Source organism: Pelagicoccus mobilis (assembly GCF_016595505.1).
Lineage (GTDB): Bacteria > Verrucomicrobiota > Verrucomicrobiia > Opitutales > Opitutaceae > Pelagicoccus > Pelagicoccus mobilis.
Genome location: NZ_JAENIL010000079.1, coordinates 1 through 22,841, shown reverse-complemented (window position 1 = coordinate 22,841; position 22,841 = coordinate 1). Strand labels below are relative to the sequence as shown.

Annotated in this window: 19 protein-coding genes; 10 read left to right on the top strand and 9 right to left on the bottom strand. The window is 56.2% G+C overall.

The annotated features are described in order from the left end of the window. Nucleotides 1-218 precede the first annotated feature (218 nt). The 6 genes from JIN87_RS25640 to JIN87_RS25615 all read right to left on the bottom strand — a co-directional run bounded on the left by JIN87_RS25640 (nucleotide 219) and on the right by JIN87_RS25615 (nucleotide 4,224). Nucleotides 219-740 (bottom strand): MerC domain-containing protein, encoded by a 522-nt coding sequence (locus JIN87_RS25640; protein WP_200359103.1) that lies wholly within the window; start codon nucleotides 738-740, stop codon nucleotides 219-221. Between the two features lie 5 nt (nucleotides 741-745). Then, the gene (hisI, locus tag JIN87_RS25635) at nucleotides 746-1,228 is read right to left on the bottom strand and encodes a phosphoribosyl-AMP cyclohydrolase (protein ID WP_200359101.1); all 483 of its coding nucleotides are present in this window, start codon (nucleotides 1,226-1,228) and stop codon (nucleotides 746-748) included. Between the two features lie 66 nt (nucleotides 1,229-1,294). Next, nucleotides 1,295-1,831 carry a DUF3299 domain-containing protein gene (locus JIN87_RS25630; RefSeq protein ID WP_200359099.1) on the bottom strand — a complete coding sequence of 179 codons (537 nt, stop codon included), beginning with the start codon at nucleotides 1,829-1,831 and terminating at the stop codon, nucleotides 1,295-1,297. A 10-nt stretch (nucleotides 1,832-1,841) separates the two neighbouring features. Further along, nucleotides 1,842-2,339 carry a hypothetical protein gene (locus JIN87_RS25625; protein ID WP_200359096.1) on the bottom strand — a complete coding sequence of 166 codons (498 nt, stop codon included), beginning with the start codon at nucleotides 2,337-2,339 and terminating at the stop codon, nucleotides 1,842-1,844. Next, nucleotides 2,336-3,538, bottom strand: coding sequence for an ABC transporter permease (locus JIN87_RS25620; RefSeq protein WP_200359094.1), 1,203 nt, complete (start codon nucleotides 3,536-3,538; stop codon nucleotides 2,336-2,338). The genes JIN87_RS25625 and JIN87_RS25620 overlap by 4 nt, the downstream gene beginning before the upstream one ends. Then, complete coding sequence (locus tag JIN87_RS25615) at nucleotides 3,535-4,224, bottom strand: ABC transporter ATP-binding protein (protein WP_200359092.1); 690 nt, start codon at nucleotides 4,222-4,224, stop codon at nucleotides 3,535-3,537. The genes JIN87_RS25620 and JIN87_RS25615 overlap by 4 nt, the downstream gene beginning before the upstream one ends. A gap of 221 nt (nucleotides 4,225-4,445) precedes the next feature. Here JIN87_RS25615 and JIN87_RS25610 point away from each other — a divergent pair, with 221 nt between their 5' ends. The 5 genes from JIN87_RS25610 to JIN87_RS25590 all read left to right on the top strand — a co-directional run bounded on the left by JIN87_RS25610 (nucleotide 4,446) and on the right by JIN87_RS25590 (nucleotide 10,524). Beyond that, nucleotides 4,446-5,447 (top strand): sialic acid TRAP transporter substrate-binding protein SiaP, encoded by a 1,002-nt coding sequence (locus JIN87_RS25610; protein ID WP_200359090.1) that lies wholly within the window; start codon nucleotides 4,446-4,448, stop codon nucleotides 5,445-5,447. Between the two features lie 80 nt (nucleotides 5,448-5,527). Beyond that, nucleotides 5,528-6,061 carry a TRAP transporter small permease gene (locus JIN87_RS25605; protein ID WP_200359088.1) on the top strand — a complete coding sequence of 178 codons (534 nt, stop codon included), beginning with the start codon at nucleotides 5,528-5,530 and terminating at the stop codon, nucleotides 6,059-6,061. Between the two features lie 3 nt (nucleotides 6,062-6,064). Continuing rightward, entirely contained in the window at nucleotides 6,065-7,342 is a 1,278-nt protein-coding gene (locus JIN87_RS25600) for a TRAP transporter large permease (RefSeq protein ID WP_200359086.1), read from the top strand. A gap of 238 nt (nucleotides 7,343-7,580) precedes the next feature. Then, the gene (locus tag JIN87_RS25595; protein ID WP_200359084.1) at nucleotides 7,581-9,230 is read left to right on the top strand and encodes a DctP family TRAP transporter solute-binding subunit; all 1,650 of its coding nucleotides are present in this window, start codon (nucleotides 7,581-7,583) and stop codon (nucleotides 9,228-9,230) included. Nucleotides 9,231-9,240: 10 nt separating this feature from the next. Then, nucleotides 9,241-10,524, top strand: coding sequence for a TRAP transporter large permease (locus JIN87_RS25590; protein WP_200359082.1), 1,284 nt, complete (start codon nucleotides 9,241-9,243; stop codon nucleotides 10,522-10,524). Nucleotides 10,525-10,557: 33 nt separating this feature from the next. Here JIN87_RS25590 and JIN87_RS25585 read toward each other — a convergent pair whose 3' ends face one another. Together JIN87_RS25585 and JIN87_RS25580 are read right to left on the bottom strand one after the other, a co-directional pair. Further along, nucleotides 10,558-11,730: a CobW family GTP-binding protein gene (locus JIN87_RS25585; RefSeq protein ID WP_200359080.1), complete on the bottom strand. Its 1,173-nt coding sequence runs from the start codon at nucleotides 11,728-11,730 to the stop codon at nucleotides 10,558-10,560. Between the two features lie 324 nt (nucleotides 11,731-12,054). Next, nucleotides 12,055-14,262 carry a TonB-dependent receptor gene (locus JIN87_RS25580; protein ID WP_200359078.1) on the bottom strand — a complete coding sequence of 736 codons (2,208 nt, stop codon included), beginning with the start codon at nucleotides 14,260-14,262 and terminating at the stop codon, nucleotides 12,055-12,057. Nucleotides 14,263-14,508: 246 nt separating this feature from the next. Between JIN87_RS25580 and arsB the strand changes: the two genes are divergently transcribed. From arsB to JIN87_RS25560, 4 genes are all read left to right on the top strand, one after another. Next, nucleotides 14,509-15,621 (top strand): ACR3 family arsenite efflux transporter, encoded by a 1,113-nt coding sequence (gene arsB, locus JIN87_RS25575; protein ID WP_200359076.1) that lies wholly within the window; start codon nucleotides 14,509-14,511, stop codon nucleotides 15,619-15,621. Beyond that, nucleotides 15,618-15,872, top strand: coding sequence for a hypothetical protein (locus JIN87_RS25570; RefSeq protein WP_200359074.1), 255 nt, complete (start codon nucleotides 15,618-15,620; stop codon nucleotides 15,870-15,872). The genes arsB and JIN87_RS25570 overlap by 4 nt, the downstream gene beginning before the upstream one ends. A gap of 263 nt (nucleotides 15,873-16,135) precedes the next feature. Then, nucleotides 16,136-18,409: a SulP family inorganic anion transporter gene (locus JIN87_RS25565; RefSeq protein WP_200359072.1), complete on the top strand. Its 2,274-nt coding sequence runs from the start codon at nucleotides 16,136-16,138 to the stop codon at nucleotides 18,407-18,409. Between the two features lie 154 nt (nucleotides 18,410-18,563). Then, a complete protein-coding gene (locus JIN87_RS25560) occupies nucleotides 18,564-19,034 on the top strand; it encodes a CBS domain-containing protein (RefSeq protein ID WP_200359070.1) in 471 nt (156 codons plus the stop codon). 200 nt (nucleotides 19,035-19,234) lie between these two features. Here the strand turns inward: JIN87_RS25560 and JIN87_RS25555 are convergent, their stop codons facing one another. Further along, nucleotides 19,235-21,103, bottom strand: coding sequence for a sensor histidine kinase (locus JIN87_RS25555; protein WP_200359061.1), 1,869 nt, complete (start codon nucleotides 21,101-21,103; stop codon nucleotides 19,235-19,237). A 428-nt stretch (nucleotides 21,104-21,531) separates the two neighbouring features. Between JIN87_RS25555 and trpB the strand changes: the two genes are divergently transcribed. Then, a complete protein-coding gene (gene trpB / locus JIN87_RS25550; protein WP_200359059.1) occupies nucleotides 21,532-22,731 on the top strand; it encodes a tryptophan synthase subunit beta in 1,200 nt (399 codons plus the stop codon). Nucleotides 22,732-22,841: the final 110 nt, after the last annotated feature.

Here is a 22,841-nt window from a genome sequence, read left to right as displayed (position 1 = left end):
AGCAAGCGTGCCTAGCTCACAATGCCAAACTGGGATGAGTTCTGCAACAGCCTGCAAGGCTACGGCGGGACGCAGACGGCGAGGCCGCCCTACCTTTCACATTCAATGAGAACATGCCTATTTATAAGAAAAAACTCTAGCCGCCACGCCGGGCGCCCCGCCCAATAGCGCGTCACACCTCCGTAGCAAATCGTCCCACCCAACACGACTCGACCGCCTCAATCCTCGTGCGAGCAGTCGTCCTTGCGGCAAAGGCGGAAATTCCGGAAATGCCCCAACACCAAAAACAATCCGCCCAACACGTTCACCAGCTCGTTAGCCGTCACCGAAATGGCCACCCGTCCAGCTTCCGCCAGATCCGCAGGAGCCTCGCAACAACTCGCCCCCTCCGCACATTCAGCCGCCGCCGCTCCAGATCCGCCCAACTGAGCGACCTCCATCCACAAAGCGGCCGCCAACAAAAAGATCCCCACCACCGAACAGATCGCAACCCAGCGGTCCTTGTGCCGTCGACAGCCAGAGAGAACCGCGAGCGTAGTCGTCGGGATAACCAGAGCCAACATCCAGAGATGGAAATTCTCGTCCACCCAGAACGTCCGGCCCAGAATCGGTAGAGAGATCAGCAGGATCGGCGTCACCAGACAATGGACACCACAGACGAGCGACATGCTAATCGCCGCCCAATCCAGCCATCCCCGGCTACCCGTCGGGCTCGTCGTTCCGCAACACTCCGCGCTCATGAAAACTAGAGCTGAGTTGGATTCGGCGCATCACCGTACACCGCGTTCGGATCGAAAGCTTTTTCCGCCTCGATGAATTCCAGATTCCGCACCTCGGACTTCTCTCCGAGCTCTACCTTACGATAAAAACAGCTACGGTAACCCACGTGGCAAGACGCCTCGTCTCCCCCCGCGTCTGGCGTAGCCAAGCTCACCTCAAGCACCACGCAGTCCTGATCGTCGTCGATCAAAGCCCGCTCCACCTTCTGAGTCATCCCAGAGCTCTCGCCCTTCTTCCAAAGTTTCTGGCGCGAACGCGACCAGTAGTGAGCGAAACCGCTAGCCAAGGTAGCCTCCAACGCCTCCGCATTCATGAAGGCGAACATCAACACCTCGCGACTCTCCGCATGCAGGGTCACACAAGGGATCAGCCCCTTGTCATCAAACTTGGGAGCCAACTGATTCCCCTCTTCGACCTGCAAAACGGTTTCTCTTTCCGCAAAACTCATGCCCGCTTATCGCAATCCCATTGCGATAAGGTCAACATCTAATGCAATCGCCTTGCAACAAAGCTTCTAAGGCTCGATCACCGCCGGAACTCCCGTCGTGCCAAAACCGACTGCCAGCTCCTCCACTTCCACGAAGTAGAGGTGGCTAAAAAAGCCGCCCTGCCACACCTCTTCGACTGCGAGCTTGCCGCGTATCCGCACCGGCACGTTATCGAAAAGATTCACCCCTTTCTTTGCCCGGGCGAAGACGAACGAGTTGAGAGCAGGCATCACCCCGTAGCAGCAGCTATCCGTATCCGGCATCAGCAGAAACTCCCTCACCTTCTCCCCTTCAATCGAAGTCGGCAGCATGTAGCCCGGGATTTCGACAGCCTTCCCATCCAATCCCAAGACCTCCGCAGGCACAAAACCTTCGAGGTACTCCCGCTCTTTGCGGATCGTCTTCTTCTTCCCTTCCTCTGGAGGCTCCGGTTCATAGAGCATGGCCGCCAACTGATCGAAGCTGACCCGCTGATACTCCTTACCAACTCCCTCCAAAGCGCCCGCCATGAGCACCAGGCAAGCAAGTCCAAGCTCTCTCAAAAAATAAAAACGCGTCTTCATATCACTCTACTCAGTGGGCTCCCTCCGGGAATGGCAGCTTCACAGATTCAAAAACCTTGCCGCGAATCGACAGCTGGTCGAAACCGAGATCGAACTTCGCCAGTTTGGAAACAACCTCCGACTCCGCCACAAAATAAGACGTGTCGCCCACCGTTTCCCCAGTCGCCGTGTTCGCCACAGCCTTAAACGTCAGATTCCAGGTCTGCCCACCAAAAGTAGCCACCCCTTCGAGCGATTCGCTAGAGATCCGCACAAAGTTCTCCGCCCCGCCGTCCAGAACATACAGCTTCACCTGCTTCGACTCAGGAGCCGTCAGCAACTCCAGCTGATACGCATGGTTGCCCAACATCGTCAACGCCCCGCCATGAGGAGCATGGTGCGCATGCCCATGCCCGTGGTCGTGATCATGATCGTGGTCATGCCCGCCCGAGCATCCACCCAAAACCAAGAGAGCCGACAGGGCCGCGCTCAACTGAATCCAATTCTTAAATACAAAATTCCTCATCATAACAAATCCTTCGTAACATCGACTGAATAAGCCTTAAACGCCGGGGCTAGCCCCGCCAAAAAACCGATCGTCAAAACTCCTACAGGCACCGCCCAAAAGGCTGCGTTCGGAGCCAATAGACCCAGACTGACCCCAGCCTGTTCCCGCACAAACTCAGCAGCGAAATAGCCAAACACGAGATACAAGGCCACTCCCCCCACAAGTCCCGCGACCGAAATCCCCAGCGACTCCATCGTAGCAATGCCAAACACCACCCGCCGCCGAGCCCCCAAGGCCCGCCACAAGGCGATATCCCGCCGCCGCTCGCTCATCGCATTATACAAGGTCGCCATCACTCCCGCAGCCGCAATCAACGCCACCAGGACCGCGATCGCCCGCAGAGCGAGATCGAACCAGGACAACTTCTCGAACAAACGAAGCACGCTCTGGCTCGCCGGCCAAGCTAGCGTCAAACGGTCTCCTTGCCGATTGTAGAGCATGTTCAACTGAAACCCTGCCGTACGCGCCCCAGGATGAAACTTAACCAATACCGCGCTGACCGAGTCCGCTGCAGCCGCCGCGTGCCCCTCCATATTTTGAATACCGGTCACCGGAATCCAGATCACCCGATCCGCAGGCGTCCCTGTCAGTTCCAGCACGCCTACCACAGTGTAGAGCTCCTCGTGTCGCGCCGAAGGTTCGTATTGGAGTCCATGGTACGGGTGAAACGTATCGCCAACCGTCAACCCCAAGCGCTTCGCCGCCATGCCGCCCACGACCGCCTCTAGCTTGTCGCTGGCGAAAACGCGTCCGTCCCCCGATAACTCGAAACCTTCATCCGCACGATATTTGTGATCGCTCAAATATTCCGGCACCGTACCAACTAAACGGATACCTTGATAATTATCCCCCACCGCGATCGGATAGGCAGCCGCTACCGCTGGGTGCCCCTTGATCTGCTCATAATCGCTCCGTTTCAGCAACCCAGGCGACTCGTCCAAATGATACAAGGCATTGAGCACGATCTGCAGCTTCGACCCCCTCGGCCCCAAAACCGCATCAAATCCTCCATCTGCCGACGCAAAGCTCCGCTCCGCCTCCGACTTGAACGCCCAAACCAAAAGCAGCAGACACACGGAGAGCGCCATCGAACCGGCAGTCACTACACTACTCAAGGCGCGGCTCCGCAGCCCTTTGATCGCGATTCGGACAGGGCTCACGACTCCACTCCTCCTTCAACCGCCAAAGCAGTGTTCAGCTTTCCAAAATCCACTTTCTGCTCAAAGCGATCCACAATCTCCCTCTCGTGGCTCACCAACAAAAGAGCCGCCCCATTCTCCCTACACAGCTCTTGCAGCAGGGAGACGACCAAGTCACTCGCCCTCTCATCCAAGCTTCCCGTCGGCTCGTCCGCCAAAACCAGCTTCGGACGATTCGCCAAAGCCCGCGCCACCGCCACTCGCTGCTGTTGTCCAACCGATAGCTGCGAGGCCCGATAATCGATGCGGTCCCCAAGCCCCACCCGCTCCAAGAGCGACTTCGCCAGAGCACGATCCACCTTCGCCCCGAAAGACATGCCCAGCTCCACATTCTCCAAGGCGCTAAAGTCCCGCATCAAATGAAAGCTCTGAAAAACGTAGCCAATGTTAAGCGCCCGAAAGCGATCACGAGCCGCCTCTCCCAATTCATCCACTCGCACATCGCCCACGGAAATCGAACCACTAGTCGGCTTCACTATGCCAGAAATCAAGTGCAAGAAAGTCGTCTTCCCACAGCCGCTCGGCCCCTTGATCGCCATCTGGCCTCCAGCCTCCAACGAGAACTGCGGTACCGACAGAATCAGCTGACGACCTCCGTCAGCATTCACATAAGATTTCTCTAGATTAACAATTTTCAGCAGCGCCATTTCTTCCAACATCGAGCTAACGAACCCAGTCAGCCCTTAGTTGCAGACTATCGCAAGCAGCTTTCAAAACGAGGTAGGGCGTGACCGCCGGGCACGCCGCGAAGAATGAATCCTGCATTGCGGCTCGCCCGGCGGTCGAGCCCTACCACACTATCCTCTTTGACTTTTAGAGCCCGCCCCTTTTCCCTCTACCCGCCTTTCCCCCTTCCCTCCGCCCCTGGATGAAACGATTTCGTACCTACCTGCCGACACTCCTGTTGTTGTCGTGCGTCGCCGCCTCGACAGTCTACTTCCTGGTCCAGCGCGCCTACAGCGTGCAAACGCTCCGCTGGGCCCACGTCTACGAAGTCAGCTCGCCCTACCACCAAGAGGCTCTCTGGGCCGCGAACGAGTTCGCCCGCCTAACCGACGGAAAATACAACATCGAGGTCTACGCCGCCTCCTCGCTGGGCAACGAAGTCAGCATCAACGAAGCGGTCGACCTAGGTTCCATCGATATCATCTACACCGGACCATCCCTCGCCGCCCAACACTATCCGCCTCTCGCCATCTCCGACTACCCCTACGCCATAAAAGACTTCGCCCACTGGCAGTCCTACAGCCAAAGCGACCTGTATCGAGAACTTGTAGACAAGTACAAGCAAGCGACCGGCGACGAAATCGTAAGCCTGATCTACTACGGCTTTCGGCACACGACCTCAAACAAGCCCATTCGGGTTCCCGCAGACATGGAAAACCTCAAAATCCGCGTCCCAAACGCGAGGCCCTTCATGATGATGCCCGAGGAGACAGGAGCAAATCCCGCCCCCATACCTTTCTCCGAAGCCTACCTCGCCCTGCAACAAGGAGTAGTGGACGCCCAAGAAAACCCGCTCACCACCATCAAGTACAAGCGCTTCTACGAGGTTCAAAGCCACATCAACCTTACCGGCCATATCGCCAATTCCCTCATCGTCATCGCCGCCGGCAAAACGCTGTCCCGCCTCGGAGAGGATGACGCAGAGAAACTTCGCGAGGTACTGCAACGAGCCACCGAACGCTGCAACAAAGAGGTGAGAAAACAAGAAATCGACCTCCTCTCCTGGTATCCAGAACAAGGCATCACTGTCATCGACTCAGACCGAGAGGCCTTTCGACAACAGGTTCTACCAGCCTTACGTGGAGAAAACATGCCATTCACCCCAGAACTGCTAGACCGACTCCAAACGCTCGCCCCACAATGATAGTACATCAATTGTAGGGCTGCCGCTCGCGGCACGCCGTAACTCCCAAGCAAAGCCGTCGCCTCAATAGTATAGACACTATGAATACACACCCCAAAGACGCCGAAGAGTCGCAATCCGAAAACACGATCACGTGGCTAGACTGGCCAGCATTGATCCTTTTCAGCGCCCTGATGGTCATCGTGTTCCTGCAGTTTTTCACCCGCTACTTTTTAAACGACAGCCTGGGCTGGACAGAAGAGATCGCTCGCTACCTGCTGATCGGACTCGTATTCTCCGGCTCCCTCAGCGTCGTCCACCGCGGCGAGCACATCTTTTTGGAAGTCATCCATCGCCTCGCCCCTCGACCCAACTCAAAGCCCCTCGCTCTCGTTTCAGAGGTCGCGGGATTCGCCTACTACCTCGCACTGGGCGTATTCGCATTCTTCCTCATGGCGGACACCGATCAGAGCCTGGTCTCCGTCAACTTTCCCAAAGCTGCCATCTACGGATTCGTGGCGGCGACCTTGATCGTCTCCGCCGTGTTCGCCGCAAATCGCATCAAAGGATTCGCAGGCAAAAGCAGCGAAGAAATCTACAAAGAACTCGATGAGAAGGCTACAGCCGAGGACTAACGCATGCCAGAAATCATAGTAGCTCTCGTTCTATTGTTCGCCCTCATGGGCATCGGCACGCCGATCCATGTGGCGCTTGGCTTAAGCGGTCTCGCCATATTTTTCGCGAATGGCTTACCCGCCACCGCCGCGGTTCATACCATCATCAACGGCACCAACAGCTTCCCCCTCATAGCCATTCCCTTCTTCATCTTTGCCGGGCACTTGATGAATGCCGCCCAAGTGACCGACAGGATCTTCAATTTCGCCAAAGCGATCGTCGGCTGGACGCCAGGCGGTCTCGGCCACGTCAACATCGGATCAAGCGTCGTCTTCGCCGGCATGAGCGGCGCCGCGGTCGCCGACGCCGGAGGACTGGGCGCTATCGAAATCAAAGCGATGAAAGACGCGGGCTACGACAAAGGCTTCGCCGTGGGCGTCACCGCCGCCTCTTCGACGATTGGCCCCATCATCCCTCCTTCCCTGCCACTGATCATCTACGGAGTCATCGCCGAGCAATCGATAGGCGAGCTCTTTGCCGCAGGCATCATTCCCGGAATGCTCATGGCCCTGTCCCTCATGGCCATGGTCGCCTGGTACGCCAAGAAACGCAACTACCCGAAAGATGCCGCCTTCAGCCTCCCTCGCCTTCTCTCCTCCGGAAAAGCGGCCATCTTCCCTATGATCACTCCTGCCATCATCGTGGGCGGGATCATCTCCGGCGTATTCACGCCAACCGAAGCCGCGGTCGCTGCCGTCGCCTTCACCATTTTCATTGGTTTCGTGGTCTACAAGACACTCACTTGGACGAGCCTTGTACATGCCGCCATGAATACGATCAAAACCACTGCCTCAGTGCTAATGATCGTTTCCGCAGCAGCCTTGTTCGCTTGGGTTCTTACCGCAAACCAAGTCGCCGAACACCTCGCCTCGGGCTTGCTAACGCTCACAGACAACAAGGTCCTGCTCCTCCTAATGATCATGATGATCGTGTTCTCCATCGGCTTCTTCATGGAGACCATCGCCGCGATCACCATCATCGTGCCCTTGATCCTGCCCGTAGCTTCCTCTGTAGGGATAGATCCAGTACACCTCGGCATCATCGTCATTTTAAACTTAATGATCGGTCTGCTTACCCCGCCCGTAGGCATGGTACTGTACGTCCTCGCAAAAGTCGCAGACACTCCCTTCGAAAAGTGCGTGAAATCAACCCTCCCTTTCCTAGTTCCGCTACTTGTTGTGCTCCTACTGCTGGTTTTCATCCCCCAACTATCCCTCTGGCTGCCCAGCTTACTTTACTAAAAGATTCCCGCACCCACCCCACTCTCGTCGCCTCAACACGACACCCTACAGCCTCCCAACTGTAGGGCGGGGCGCCGACCCGCCAAACCCCATGCAGGAGTGGCTCCCCAAGCCCCCGCAGCCCTTACGCCCTCAAGAGTTAAGCACTATTTTTCTCGTAGCTTGGGCTTTCTTTTGAACGCTTGCGAAAACTAGCCGTCACTCTTCGCCTAGCCTTTTATCCAAATTGCCTACCCCTATGAACGCTCGTGCCCAAAATTTGGGTCTCGTTGCGTGGCTGATCGCGTTCGCACTCCTACTTGCGACCCAACCAGCATACGCAAAGAAGATCCTCACCCTTAGCCACACCAACGGCCCCACCGCCACTCGGCAAATCGCCAGTGAGGAATTCGCCCGACTCGTCAGCGAATACAGCGAACAACGCCTCGAGGTCCGGGTGTTCCACTCCGGCCAGCTCGCCAACGATCCTAAAGCAATCGAGCTAATGAAACTGGGCGGCTTGGATTTCACGATCACCGCAACGGGCTCCTACGCCCCCCACTATCCCAACCTAAATCTATTAACCCTTCCGTATCTGGTCGACAACTACGAGCAAGGTTGGCGACTCTATGATGAATCCCCTTGGGTCGCCCAGCAGTTCGAGGGTCTAGCAAAGAAAACGGGCATCCGGGTACTCGCGACTTGGGAAGCCGGATTCAGGCAATTCACGACCACCATCCCGCTCGCCCCTCCTGGAGAAAGCAACAAAGAGAAAATGCGAGTCTACCCGAACGAGTCGTTAAGATCGATGGTAGAGGCATTTGGATACAACCCCGTCATCATCCCGGCCCCCGAAGTCTATCTTGCCCTACAGCAAGGTACCGTCGTCGGACAGGAAAATCCCTTGGATACGATCTATTCCATGCGCTTCTTCGAAGTAGCGCCTCGAATCAGCCTCACCAGCCACATCTATAGCCCCACCCCGTTCACGGTCGCCGAATCGACATGGAAGAAACTTTCGGAAGCTGACAAGGCTGCGGTTAAACGAGCCGCCAAAGAAGCCGGTGACTTTAGTCGGCAACGAGTGAAGGAAAGCGAACCACGGCTTTTGGAGGAAATGGTTCAACGAGGAGCATCCGTCCATCGTCCCGACTTGAAACCTTTCCAAGAAGCGGTGACTTCAGTTTACGATCAAGCGAGAGACCGATACGGAAACCAAGTCGATCTGCTTCTGGCTGACTCCCAAGCAATCAAAACCGGAGAAGAGCTTCCCACTGGACCTCTGGAAGACTCCTATTCAAGCCAACCCATTTCCTTCCCTCTCTCATTGTCACTCTCCTTGGGAGGATTGATAACTTTCGTAGTTGGCTCGTTGATACTAAACTCGAGGACCGCTTGGCTATCGGAATACCCAGCAGGCGATGAAACTCCGCTTTTTAGATACTTGGGGAACGCGATCGACTGGACTGTGATTTGGTGCGGATTCGCGATCGTTATCCTGATGTTTGGAAACGTCCTCTCGCGGTTCGTATTCAAATTCGATGTCGCCTGGTCCAGCGAACTTTCCGTTTTCCTGATGATCTGGGCGATCTTCCTTGGAGGCGTCTCCGCCACGCGTCGCCGATCCCACATGCGGGTGGCCGAGGCCGTCAACCTCCTGCCCCAAGGGGCACAACGCTGGACCAACACGATAGCAAACGCCGCATCCAGCATCGTGCTACTACTCCTCTTACTGAGCGGCTTGAGGATCGCTCAGGCAAACCTCGGACAAGACCTCGTCGCGCTAGGTTGGCCCGTAGGCTTTCAATACGCCGCCCTACCGGTCGGAGCGGGCTTCGCACTCCTGTTCACACTTAGAGACTTAGTCCTCCATTTGCGAGGATCCGTAGAACTCGAGCAACACAGCTAATTTTCAGACGATGCTACTCACAATCCTATCCATCATCTTCCTTGTTTCGATCCTACTCGGAGTCCCCCTCGTCTATTCGCTCCTGATAGCGACTCTCGGAACAATCTCCGTAGCCGAACTCGGCTATTCCGACGGCGTCGTATTCCACGCATTTATCAGCGGCATCGAAAAAGCCCACCTTCTCGCCATTCCACTCTTTATCGCAGCTGGAGCTGTCCTCAGTCGAGGCGGAGTCGGAGCGCGCATGATCGACTTCGCCGCGTCCCTATTTGGTTGGCTTCCTGGCGGCTTAGCTGTCGTAACTGTCGTTTCCTCAATGCTGTTCGGCGCGGTTTCCGGCTCCGCTATCGCCGGGGCTGCAGCAATCGGTTCGGTCATGATCCCGGGCATGGAAAAGCGCGGTTACCCCAAAGCCTACTCCGCGGCGCTTGTCGCCGTCTCGGGCACTCTAGGAGTTATCATCCCTCCTAGCATTCCGATGCTCGTGTACGGCTTCGTCGCAAACGTATCCATAAAAGACCTCTTCTTGGCTGGCGTCATGCCTGGCGTACTCTTCGGAACGGGTCTCATTGGCCTCTGTATTTGGCAGGGCAAGACACGTGGTTTCGAAGCTGATACAAAAGCGTTCTCTTTCGCCGAGGTTCGCAGAACATTCGTACGCTGCATTCCCTCGCTCTTGATGCCTACCGTCATTCTCGGCGGCATCTGGTCTGGTGTCTTCACTCCCACCGAGGCCGCAGCAGTCGCCACCGTGTACGGCATTCTGGTAAGCGTCGTCGTGCAAAGAGAACTCAAGTGGAGCCAACTCCCTTCGCTCTTCCTCGACGCATTTGCCACCAATGCCGTCGTCATGCTCGTAATTGCGTCGACCGCTTCACTCTCTTGGCTCGTAACCGCCGAGCAAGTACCCCAAGAGATGGCTGCCTTCGTTCAGGAGTTTGCCGGCGGCCCAATCATGTTCCTCCTCCTCTTAAACCTGATTCTGGTAATAGTCGGAGTCTTCCTCGAACCGCTTCCCGCCTTGCTCCTCACCGCACCCCTCTTCATGCCAGCGGCAGCAGCCTTCGGCATCGACCCCGTTCAGTTCGGGCTCATCATCGTGTGCAACCTCGCCTTCGGGCTTTTCACACCGCCGGTCGGCGGAACCCTATTTGTATCCGCTCGCATGGCACGCGTCGGGATGGGAGCGATCTCCCTTCAAATGATCCCATTCTTCATCGTGAGCGGAATCGTGCTGATCCTGATCACATACGTGCCTGCCATATCCCTCTGGCTAGTGGAGCTCCTGCAGTAGTTCTCTCGCTAAAAGAAACGCATCGGGTTGCCCCTACGCCCCTGGGGCGACTCGTAGCGCAGCGATCTCTTCCTCGATCTTCTTACGATCCAAGTCGATCCCGATGAATACAATTTCCTGACGCCGGTCACCAAACTCGCTGTCCCAAGCTTTCCAGACTGGGGCCGGTATCCGAGAGCGATCAATCGACCCATCCTTCACCATCACGTCGTACCAACGTCCCATGTAATCCATTCGGAGATTGTCTCCGGCGAGCGAAAGAAAACCGATACGGTCCTCCTGCCGATCCGACCAAAAGTAACCCTTCGCTCGCAAAAGCCCCGGAATCCCATTTCGCAAGAGATTCTTAAAGGCATCGTGCTTCAGCAGATAACGCCCCTTCAGCACAAACACCTCAATCCCGTATCCACCGTGCTGGTGCTTTGGGCCCTGCCGACCCAGGGTTGAATCCAAGCTTTCCTCAAGGCCAAGCTCCAAATCACAACGATTCCCGCGAGTAGTCGCCATGGGATCAAAACGCTCCTTGCCGAGCAGCTCATCCAATTCGACTCGTCCCTCGCACGTATCCACAATTTCCGCACGCGGATTAAGAGCCGCCAAGGCTGAACGCATCCGCCCCAAAGCCTCCTCGTCAACCAAGTCGGTTTTATTGATGACCAAAACGTCGGCACATTCGATTTGCGCCGTAATCAATTCTCCGAGCGGCTTCCGCGGATCGGCAAACAACATCATAGATCGTTTCGGGATCGCCCGGTAAGCCTGCTCCATATGCTCTTCCCACGAGCTAGCGTCGACAAGCGTCACCATATTGAGCATACGCACGAAATCCCTGGGAGTCTCCCCTTCCCAGGAGGAAGCATCCAAACTTCTAGCGATTCCAATAGGCTCGGCGATGCCAGTCGCTTCTACCACAATCGCGTCCGGCTTTTTGCGGGCCAAATCTATCAACGCTTCGCCAAAGTCGTTGCGAACGCCACAGCAGATGCAGCCATTGCTCAGCTCTATCATCTCCGATGAATCCGAAGCGGAGATGCTAGTCGCTTCGCTCACGAGACTGGCATCGATATTGATCTCGCCCACATCGTTGACCAAAACGGCGAGCTTCTGCCCTCCAGCATTCCTCAGCAGATGATTGAGCAGAGTGGTCTTGCCGGCCCCCAGAAACCCACTGAGGACAACGAGAGGTACGCGTTCGTCTTTTTCCATAATTCGTATTCAAAACCCGAGAGGTAGCGGCCGCTGTCCCAGCGGCCACAAGCATTGCAGGAGCTCCTTCCAAGCAACGGGGTATTCAACCCCATTACGAATAGAAAAAAGGGCTGGCAAACACCAGCCCTCTTGAAAAAATTAAGTAGCTATTCGATTAGAGACTGTCCGATAAGTTGCTTTCGAGTGAACGAGGTACAATTCGAGTTCCAGATTTTGGCTTACGATTTGAGGTATACCCGGAGGGTATATCGAAATGAGGAAACAAAATCTGGAGCCGAAGGGTGCAAGTACGCGAAGGAATTGGACTTGTTGGACATTCTCTTAAAAACTCGTGCGCAGACCGACCCTGACACTGCGTCCCGGCATCGGCGCGAGATCCTTCAGGAAGGAAGTATTGGGACGAGCTTCCTCGTCACCAAGGTTCGTGCCAATCGCGAACAGGTCCACGATCGCACGCTCATTCAAGACCATGCGATAACGTACGTCCGCGCCCCAAAGCATATAACTGTCGGTTGGCAACTGATTAGGCCCGCGGTGAGACGCGCTATCGTTCCAGCGACCTTCCGCCCCCATCAACCAAGGCCCGAACGCGTACTCGTAGCGAGCGCCCACTCGGCGAGTCGGGATACGCGGCAAGTTAGTATCAAAGCTCTCGTTGGTGGCACGCGTCTGGTCGTAAAGGAAGTCGACATGCATCGCACGATCCGCTTCGTCGATGATGTGGTAGCGCAGATCCACTTCGAACCCGTAGAATTTGGCATCTACCGCAGTCGCCTTGAAGACGTCCAAACCGTCCGTATCCAATTCTCCGTACATCTCTTCAACATCTTCATGATCGAGAAACTGAAGGTAAACGTAGTCGCTGAAGTCAGAATAGAAAGCCGTCACTTCGCCGGTAACCCTACCCGCGGTTAGGCGGTAGGAAACGTCAAGGCTGGTGGATGATTCCTCACCGAGAGTCGCATCGCCAATCTCGAACGTTTGAGTTCCCACGTGAGGGCCGAATGCGAAAAGCTCACTCGCGTTCGGAGCACGCTCCGCATAAACGAGATTCGCCGAAAGAACACTACTCTCACTCAAGCGGCTGACCAATCCAGCGGATGCGTTCACTGTATCAAAGCTGCGATCGCCAAGGCTCGCGTCAACTGGATCTACATCCACAGTCTCAAGACGAGCCCCAAACTCCCATGCGCCCCATTCCTGATTCAAGCGCTCAACCGCGAAGATGCCGTACTGAGCCGTCTCAGAACTTGGAATAAACGCCTCTTCGCCTACAGCAGAAAAGTCATCAACCTTAGCCTGGAATCCAAACGCCCCGTTGAAGTCACCCACCGGGCTGTGCACCCCTGTCAAACGAAGCTCATAACCATCCCGCTCGAAAACGGTACCGACTTCATCGCCTTCCAACTCAGCGTGACGATAATCACCAAACGCCAAATCAAGCTCGAGGCTCTTAAGGAAATCAACCGGATTTAGGAGCTCACCACGCAAGCTGAAGCGGGACTGGTCCAAATCGATAGCGACACCTTCTTCTCCGTGCTCGCCTTCATCGTGGTGCTCCTCCTCGTCCTCGTCCTCGTGATGCTCACCTTCCTCTTCGTGCTCCTCACCCTCTTCATGCTCGTCATGATGGCCGTGCGCGTGAGAGTGGCCCGGAACACCGTAGTCGGATCCGTATTCAGAATAGGATACAGCCAAGCTTCCGTTGTCGCCAAACCAAGCCAAGCCCACGTAACCGGAACGCGTATCCACAAAGCTGTTTTCAAGAACACCGAAGACTTCCTCCTCCTCATGATCATCGTGCTCGTCTTCATGATGTTCATCCTCGTCCTCGTGGTCGTGCTCATCATGCTCTTCCGCTTCCATCTGGTAGATAGATTCCGCGAATCCCGGAATTTCGAAATCATTGGACTGACGATCCAGGAAACCAGCGCTCCAAGCGAAATTCCCTTCCCCGCCTTGCAACGCGAGACCAACCGACTTCTCATCAGAAACCGATCCGTAAAAGGTCTCAAACTGACCGCTAAACGGCAGCTCCGCACGCTCGCGCGGCAGCTCCTTGCCGATCACGTTCACCACACCGCCAATCGCAGCGTTTCCATAAAGCAGAGACGCCGGTCCGCGCACAACCTCGATATCCTCGGCGAACAACGGCTCGATACTCACACCATGGTCAGGACTCGTCTGAGACACGTCAAAACTGTCCATCCCTTGATTGAGAATACGAATGCGGTCGCCATCAAATCCGCGAATCACCGGACGTCCCGCGCCCGGACCATAATAGGAGGAGTGCACTCCAGGTTCACCGGAAAGCGTAGCCCCCAAGGACGATTCCCCAGCCCGGCGAAGCGCCTCACCACTCAACTCAGTGGCGGGCACGACCAACTCGACCTTCCGCTCCACGAACGGGCTCGCAGTGACTAGCACCGCGTCCAACTCGACCGTCTCCGGATCGATAGAAGCCTGCCCATAAACAGAACCGGCAGTTGTAATAACTGATGTAGCGAACAAGGCGCACGTCGTTCTCATTTCGCCTTTTTGCAAATCCATTGCATTACAATCAAGGTTTTTTGCAACTAATTTGCGATAATATACAAATCCTGCTCAATTACCATGAATTCGGTAAAGCAGTCCCATTCCCACTTTAGAATATTCGCTCTTCTGAATATTCACTTGACTGACTCCACATCCCGCCCTAAACCTTCACCTGCTTCGACGCCCATCTCAGCAAGCCTCGAGCTTGCTTTCGCCAATCGACACGACGGGACAACCGGAATGAACTCACCAACGGACACAGCTCCAAGCACCTGCGAAACAAGCCGCAAGAAACTCGGTTTCCTCGACCGTTATCTCACGGCATGGATCTTCCTCGCCATCGGGAGCGGAGTAGCGATCGGATCGCTGTGGGACGGAGCCACCAGCTTCTTGGACACTTTCCAAGCCGGCACCACAAACATCCCCATCGCCATCGGCCTGATCCTCATGATGTACCCGCCGCTGGCAAAGGTGCGCTACGAAGAAATGCCGCGGGTCTTCAAGAACCTCAAGATCCTCGGGCTCTCCCTAGTCCAAAACTGGATCATCGGCCCTGTACTCATGTTCGGGCTAGCCATCCTATTCCTCCACGACCATCCGGAATACATGACCGGCGTCATCCTCATCGGACTCGCTCGATGCATCGCGATGGTGATCGTCTGGAACGAGCTGGCCGACGGCGACAACGAATACGCCGCCGGACTTGTCGCCTTCAACAGCGTCTTCCAAATCCTTTTCTTTAGCCTATACACCTGGGTATTCATAACCTGGCTACCAGGGATTTTCGGATTCGAAGGCAGCGTCGTAGCGATCTCCACGAGCGAAGTCGCCCAAAGCGTATTCATCTACCTTGGCATACCCTTTATCGGAGGCATGCTCACCCGCTTCATCGGCGTGAAGCTCAAAGGTCGCGACTGGTACGAACAAACCTTCATACCGAAGATCAGCCCCATCACTTTGATCGCCCTACTCTTCACCATCGTCTTAATGTTCACCTTCAAAGGGGATACCATCCTCCAGCTACCCGCCGACGCACTTCTAATCGCCATCCCACTGACCATCTACTTCCTGCTCATGTTCGTACTTAGCTTCGCCATGGGAAAGGTAGTCGGGGCCGACTACAGCAAAACCGTTACTCTCAGCTTCACCGCTGCCAGCAACAACTTCGAGCTCGCGATCGCGGTCGCCGTCGCCGTCTTTGGAATCGGTTCCGGAGTCGCCTTCGCCGCCGTCATCGGCCCTCTTGTGGAAGTCCCCGTCATGATCGCCCTCGTGAATCTCGCATTCTGGTTTCGCAATAAACTCTTCAAGACGAAGCCACTCGAATCCCAAACCAAGGAGGCACTCGCATGAAAACACGCTCAACCAAGCACTGCTACGGAAATCTCTTTCCCGACGTCTCAAGCGAACAAAAAGCCATGAAAGAAGGGCGCGCATTTCGTATTGAGAAAAGCAAGACATACGGCCTTGAAGCTCCCACTCTAACAGTAGAAGTCGACAATACTGCCTGGGAGGAATGCACATGCTGCCCCCGCTTCGACACCTGCTACAGGCTCAGTCTCGGCAAGCTCGAACTGCAACGAGCCCTTATCTCCAAAAACTGAATCAAAACAAACGAACACTTTCTCGCTTAGCGAGATACTCTCGGGTAATAGAGTAAACAACGGCGGGTCGCTTAGGGGTAGGCGACCCGCCTTCATTTTGCCAACCGCAAAAACCTCACGCCTCCCCCTCCCCAACATCGCCCTGTAGGGTCGTCGCTCGCGACGCACCGCGCTGCCCAACCTCCAATCCCCACCTCACCCGTAACACTTGCAACTTTCAGGGAATCAATTAAGTAAAAAACATCCCACCTCTCACCCCTGAAATGAAGTCCCCCCTCCTCAATCTCGACCAGTTCCCCAACAAAGCTAAACAGTACTTCGCGAGCGACATGAAGGCCGACGCCATGGCCGGCCTCACCGTCGCCGTCATGGGAGTCCCCCAAGCCATGGCCTACGCCGTCATCGCCGAACTCCCCCCAGTCTACGGCCTCTACACCGCCATGATCACCTGCGTGGTCGCCGCCGTGCTTGGCAGCTCCAACCACCTCGTCACCGGCCCGACCAACGCGATCTGTATGGTCATTCTCAGCCTGACCGCCCACCTCCCGGAAAAGTACGGCCTCGACCGCTTCGAGATTGTCCTGCTGCTCACCTTCCTCGTCGGCGCCATCCAGCTCTCACTCGGCCTGCTTCGACTCGGAGGCATCATCAAGTACGTCTCCCACGCGGTCGTCATCGGCTTCACCGCAGGAGCCGGCATCCTGATAGCCTTCAACCAAATCAAGAACCTCACCGGTATCCAATTTTCGGAACGCCCCGAACACTTCTACCAAGTCATCGTCCAAACCGCCAAAGAGATCGGCAACACCAACCCCTACGCTCTCGCAATCGGACTCATCACCATCGCCCTCGTCATCTTCGTTCCCAAATTAAACAAAAAACTCCCCGGCGCCTTCATCGCCGTAGTGGTCAGCGGAGCCCTCTCCTATCTGCTCGGCTGGCACGAAGCAGCGCTTGGAGACAACAAGGTCGAAATCGTCAAAGATATCGAGCCCATCAAAGCCAGTTTCTCCAGCGTCCTCCATCTTCCCGAAACCATCCTCTCCCCAAATCTCGAACTCACCCGCGAGCTAGGAGTCGGGGCAGTCGCCCTCGCCGTTCTCGGTCTCATCGAAGCCGCCTCCATCGCCCGAGCCGTCGCCTCACAGTCCGGCCAGCGACTCGACTTCAACCGCGAATTCATCGGCCAAGGCGCCGGCAACGCAGTCGGAGCATTCTTCTCTAGCTTCGCCGGCTCAGGCTCCTTCACCCGCACCGCCGTCAACTTCAAGTCCGGCGCCGTCACTCGCATGTCCGCCGTCTTCTCCGCCCTCTGGACCGCCCTCACCATTCTCCTGCTAGCCGACGTCGCCAACTACATCCCCAAAGCCTCCCTCGCCGGAATCCTCATCGTCATCGCCTACACCATGATCGACAAGAAGCGCCTAGCAGTCACCTGGCGCTCCACCCGCAACTCCCGCTACGTCCTCTTCGGCACCCTCGCCTCCACCCTCGTCCTCCCCCTCGAATACGCCATCATCGTAGGCGTAGCGCTTTCCTTGATACTGCTTCTCCGCACCACCGGAACCACCGATCTCACCCAACTCGTTTTCCACGACGACCAAACCATCGACGAAGTCCCCTTCAACCGAGCCCCTGCTAGCGAAGTCGTCACGGTCAATATGGAAGGCGACCTCTACTTCGCCGCCGCCGAAGACCTCGACTACGAACTCCTCTCCTGCATCACCCCCAAAACCCGCGTCGTCATCCTTCGCATGAAGCGGCTCCGCACCGTCGGCAGCACCGCCATGGCCATCCTCGAACACTTCTGGAAAATCCTCAAAGAGCGCGACCTCAAACTCGTCGTCTGCGGCATCGAAGAAGATCTCAAAAAAGTCATGACCGGCTCCGGCCTGCGCAATAAAATCGGCGAGCAAAACATATTCTACGCCGACAACCGCCTCTTCCAATCCACCGAACTCGCCCTCGCCCGCGCCTGGTCCATGGTCGAAATGGAACGCTCAAAAAACCAGACAGCCCCCGCCGACTCCGCATCCAGCGACACCACCATCACCGCCAAGGACATCCTCACCCCACGCCTCCTCCGCTTCGGAAACCAACACCAGCTCCGCGAAGCCGTCTGGCTCGTATCCGAAATGTACAAACACATAAAAACCAAAGGCGCCCGCAAACTCTTCCTCCAAGACCGGGAAGGCAAACTCTACGGCGGACTCAACCTGTGGACGCTCCTACGCGAGCTCGGCAAAGACCTCCCCGAGCAAGACTTCGACGGACTCACCGAAGAGGCCATGGTCCAGAAACTGCGAACTCAATTCAAAGAACCCATCACCGAACTCTGCCAGATCGGCCTCCCCAACATCAGCAAAGAAACGCCCCTACACGAACTCGTCACCGCCACAACTCAAACCCAGCAACTCATGCTGCCCGTACAAGACGAAGACGGACGCATCACCGGCGTAGTCACCCAAATGGATCTCCTCAAAGGCATCGCCCAAACCAAAGGCTTCAACCCCGAAAAAGAACTCCCCCAAGCCTAACCCCCTCCCAATCTTAATCCCCCTCTTCCTCATAATCTTAATCCCCCTCTTCCTCATAATCTTAATCCCCCTCTTCCTCCCAATCTTAATCCCCCTCTTCCTCATAATCCTAATCCCCCTCCCACAACTTCGCACCCCCTAGTGGGCAAAAAACATGCAAACCGCCGAAGACCTCATGACCAAGCGCTTCATGCGCATCAGCACGCAGCACAACCTCCGCGAGGCGCTCGCCCTACTACTCTACGGCGACCAACAAAACGCCGAAACCGCCGCCACCGTCGTCATCGACACCCAAGGCAACTTCGCCGGCATCCTCACCCCCGAGTGCGTCGTCGCCGGACTCTCAAAAAACGAATCCACAGCGCACGAGACCGCCGAATCGCTTAGCTCAGCTATCGACGAAAACTTCCCCGTCACAATCGACAACGTAATGAAAAAAGGGATACCGACCGTGCACCGAGGAACAAGCCTCGCAGAACTCGTCAAGCACATGGGCCAAGACAAATACGAATGCCTACCCGTGTGCGAAGAAGGACGCGTCGAAGGCATCGTCTACGTTTCAGACATCTTCAAAGCCACCGCCACCGCAGCCCTCACCGCCGACGAAGGCATCGTCCTCGAATAAAAAGGCAGCAACCCTTGCTCGCCTCGCCAAAGCTCAACGCGAAGGCGGGTCCCCAACGGCCATCCAAAGGATCGGAGCTCCCCCCTTCACACCCCAAATCTCCTGCTGGCCGAAGGCCATCCTGTTCCGACACCGTCGGATCCCTGTTAAAAATCCAGCAACAAAGGGCAACGACCCTGCCTACGCCGCACAACCCAAGCTCAAAGCGCCACGCTCGCGTTCGGCAACAGAATGCGAAACACCGTATTCCCCGGCTCCGACTCGCAACGAATCGAGCCCCCATGCGCCTCCACAAAATCCTTGGCGATCGCCAGCCCTAGCCCCGTCCCCGTCTTCTTCCCCGAAGTCCGAAACGCCTCAAACAAGGTCTCCGCAATATCCGGGCTAATCCCCGGACCATTGTCCGAAACCGTTATCTCCGCCTCCCTCTCGTCCGCTTTTAAGGATACAAGAATCCGAGCGTCCTCAGTCTCGCTCGAAACCAGAGCCTCCCTCGAGTTTTTGACCAGATTCGTAACCGCCCGACTAATCTTCAAAGTATCCAAGTTCAAAATACACTCACCCTCAAGGCGACACTCCATCGCAACAGCATCGAATCCAGTCGGGATCTGAGCGATATCCGATTCAAGCAAAGCGAGAAACGCCTTCCCCGAGACCCGCTCGATCTTCGGCTCCAAAGTCCGCACATAATCCAGCATATCCCCAATCATCGAAAGCGACTTCTCGGAGGAACTATTCATAGAACGAATAATCCGCTTCGGATCCAAACCGTCCACCGTATCGTCCTCCAACACGTCACAACAGCTCTTGATCGTCGCGATCGGGCTCCGCAAGTCATGGGCCAACATCGACAGCCCACGCCCAATATCCACCAAGCGTTTGTTTTTCTCGATCGCCTCATTCAGAGCCGCATTGCGACGCGTCAGCTGCCCCGTCCGCTTCTTAACGAGAACGCGAAGTACAAAAGTGGATACAGCCAAACCAGCCATCACGATCCCAACAATCACACTCTCCCAAAAATACTTCTCAAAAAACCGTGGCCGCTCATTCACGAAAAGACTGTCCGACGGAAGTTGCGAACGCTTGATTCCAAGCTTCCGCCGCACTTCGTCATCAAACGCAAACGCCGCCTGCCCCTCATAAAAGCGAGCCTCATCCATCAAAGGCTGCCCCTTCAACAGCCTCAAGCTCTGCTCCGCCACTCTCGCTCCGACAATGCGCGACATCTGCATTCGCCCGCCCAAAACGCCAGTGCCCAGCAGCGTATCCCACAAAGTATAAAATCGCAGATCCGATCCCTCCGCCAAACGTTCCAAAACATCATGCGGAACATCGGGATCCCCCCTCTCCCCCTTGTACATCGGCAAAAACAGGACCGAGCTCCCCGAAGCCAAGCCCTCGAGTTCAGCCTGCACCGTCTCAAAATCCCCCGAAATAAAATGAAGCTGCCTCAGCATGCCCTTCTCCGAAGCGGTTTCCACCAAAGCCTCCTTCAACAGGCCAGCCATCAAACTCTCTTCCCCGTACACCACATGGATCACAGCACCGCGATCCAAACGGTCGATCAGCTCAAGAGTACGACCAAACTCAGCCCCTTTCAGCGGAAAGGTCAACTGGTCGGAACTTCGGTTCTCAAAAGCAAAGTTCTGTCCCGAAAATAACAATACACGTTTCGTTTCCGGATGAAAGTCCCCCAAACGATCCAACCAAGCCGACGCCCTAATCCCGATCGTAACGATCAAATCCGGAGCCACCTCATATTTCGACCTCAGGTACCGCTCAAAGTTCGCCTCATGCGCCTCCCCCTTAAAGGCAGGCACAGACATGTATTCGCGATAGACCACAATCTCCTCGTCCGCCACATGACCCAGAAAGCCCTCCAAGAAGCTACTTTGAAAAGGCGACTCCTCCACATAAGAACCAACCACCAAGATCCGCTTCTCCAAATCGGCCGCGAACGCGCTCCCCCCAAACACCGAGCACGCAAGCACCACCAGCCCCAATCCAAAGCCCGGAACACGCAAATGTAAACCGCCCGTAAACGCGGCCCCAAAGAGACTGAAACGCATTAGCCTAATATCAATATTCAGCCAATTAAGTTCCCCAAACAACGCTGTCAAACGGCTACAAACAACGCCTAACAAGAACTACCGATCAGCCTTGCTGCTACGACCAAACACGCCAACTTATAACATCCCCCTCTAGCGTCATCAGACGCTCTTGTCGCGTCCGTAGCCTTCAGCGAAGGCGGATCCCACTAGAATCGTTTCAACGATTCTTCTAGCCCAAACATTCGTGGGCAAAAAAACACATCCTCAAACTCCCCAGCAAATTCCCTAATCCCCCTCATCACCAATCCAACTACCCACCTCCCCCACCTCCTTCTTCCTAGTCCTCCCCCAATATTTCCCAATCATCCTCCCAAAAACACATCCCCCACCACCCTCCATCCCTCGGAACACTTCACACTTCTTTCCCCTCAAACCCAAAAAACAAAATGAGCGACTATTTCAAAACCACACCCACCGCAGACGGACAATTCGGCGAATTCGGCGGATCCTACATTCCCCCACAACTCCAGGAGGAGATGGATAAGATCACCGACGCCTACTACTCCATCAGCAAGTCACACGCCTTCATCTCCGAGCTCCGCTCCATCAGGAAACACTTCCAAGGCCGCCCCACCCCCGTCTACTACTGCCAACGCCTCTCCGAAGACCTCGGCGGCCGCATCTACCTCAAGCGAGAAGACCTCAACCACACCGGCGCCCACAAGCTCAACCACTGCATGGGCGAAGCCCTCCTCGCCAAGCACATGGGCAAGAAACGCCTCATCGCCGAAACCGGAGCCGGCCAGCACGGCGTCGCCCTCGCCACCGCCGCCGCCTACTTCGGCCTCGAGTGCGAGATCCACATGGGCGAAGTCGATATCGCCAAAGAGCACCCCAACGTCGTGCGCATGAAGATCCTCGGCGCCGAAGTCGTCCCCGTCAGCCACGGCCTCAAAACCCTCAAGGAAGCTGTCGACTCCGCCTTCCAGTCCTACCTCAAGGACCCCGTAAACACCATCTACTGCATCGGCTCCGTCGTCGGCCCGCACCCCTTCCCCATGATGGTGCGCGAATTCCAGAGAGTCGTCGGCATCGAAGCACGCGAACAGTTCCACGAAATGACCGGCGAACTCCCCGACAACGTCGTCGCCTGCGTCGGCGGCGGCTCAAACGCCATGGGCATCTTCTCCGCGTTCCTCGACGACGAAGAAACCGCCATCTACGGCGTAGAACCAGCAGGCCGCTCCTACCAGACCGGCGACCATGCCTGCACCATGAAATTCGGCAAGCCCGGCGTCATCCACGGCTTCAAATGCCAGATGCTCCAAGACGAAAACGGCGAACCCGCCCCCGTCTACTCCGTCGCCTCCGGACTCGACTACCCCGGCGTCGGACCCGAGCACTGCATGCTCGAAGCCAAAGGCCGCGTCACCTACGGCGACGCCAACGACGCGGAAACCATCGACGCCTTCTACAAGCTCAGCCGCCTCGAAGGCATCATCCCCGCTCTCGAAAGCGCTCACGCCGTCGCCTACGCCATGAAGCTCGCCAAGGAAAAGCCCCGCCAATCCATCCTCGTCAACCTCAGCGGACGCGGCGACAAAGACATCGACTTCGTCGTAGAAAAATACGGCCTCCCCGACTAAAGGTAGCGCCCACCATCCCCCCTCATCTGTAGGGCAGGGCGCCGACCTGCCACCTCCACAACCCAAAGGTAGCGTCCGCTGTCCCCAGCGGACACCTCCCCTCCGTAGGG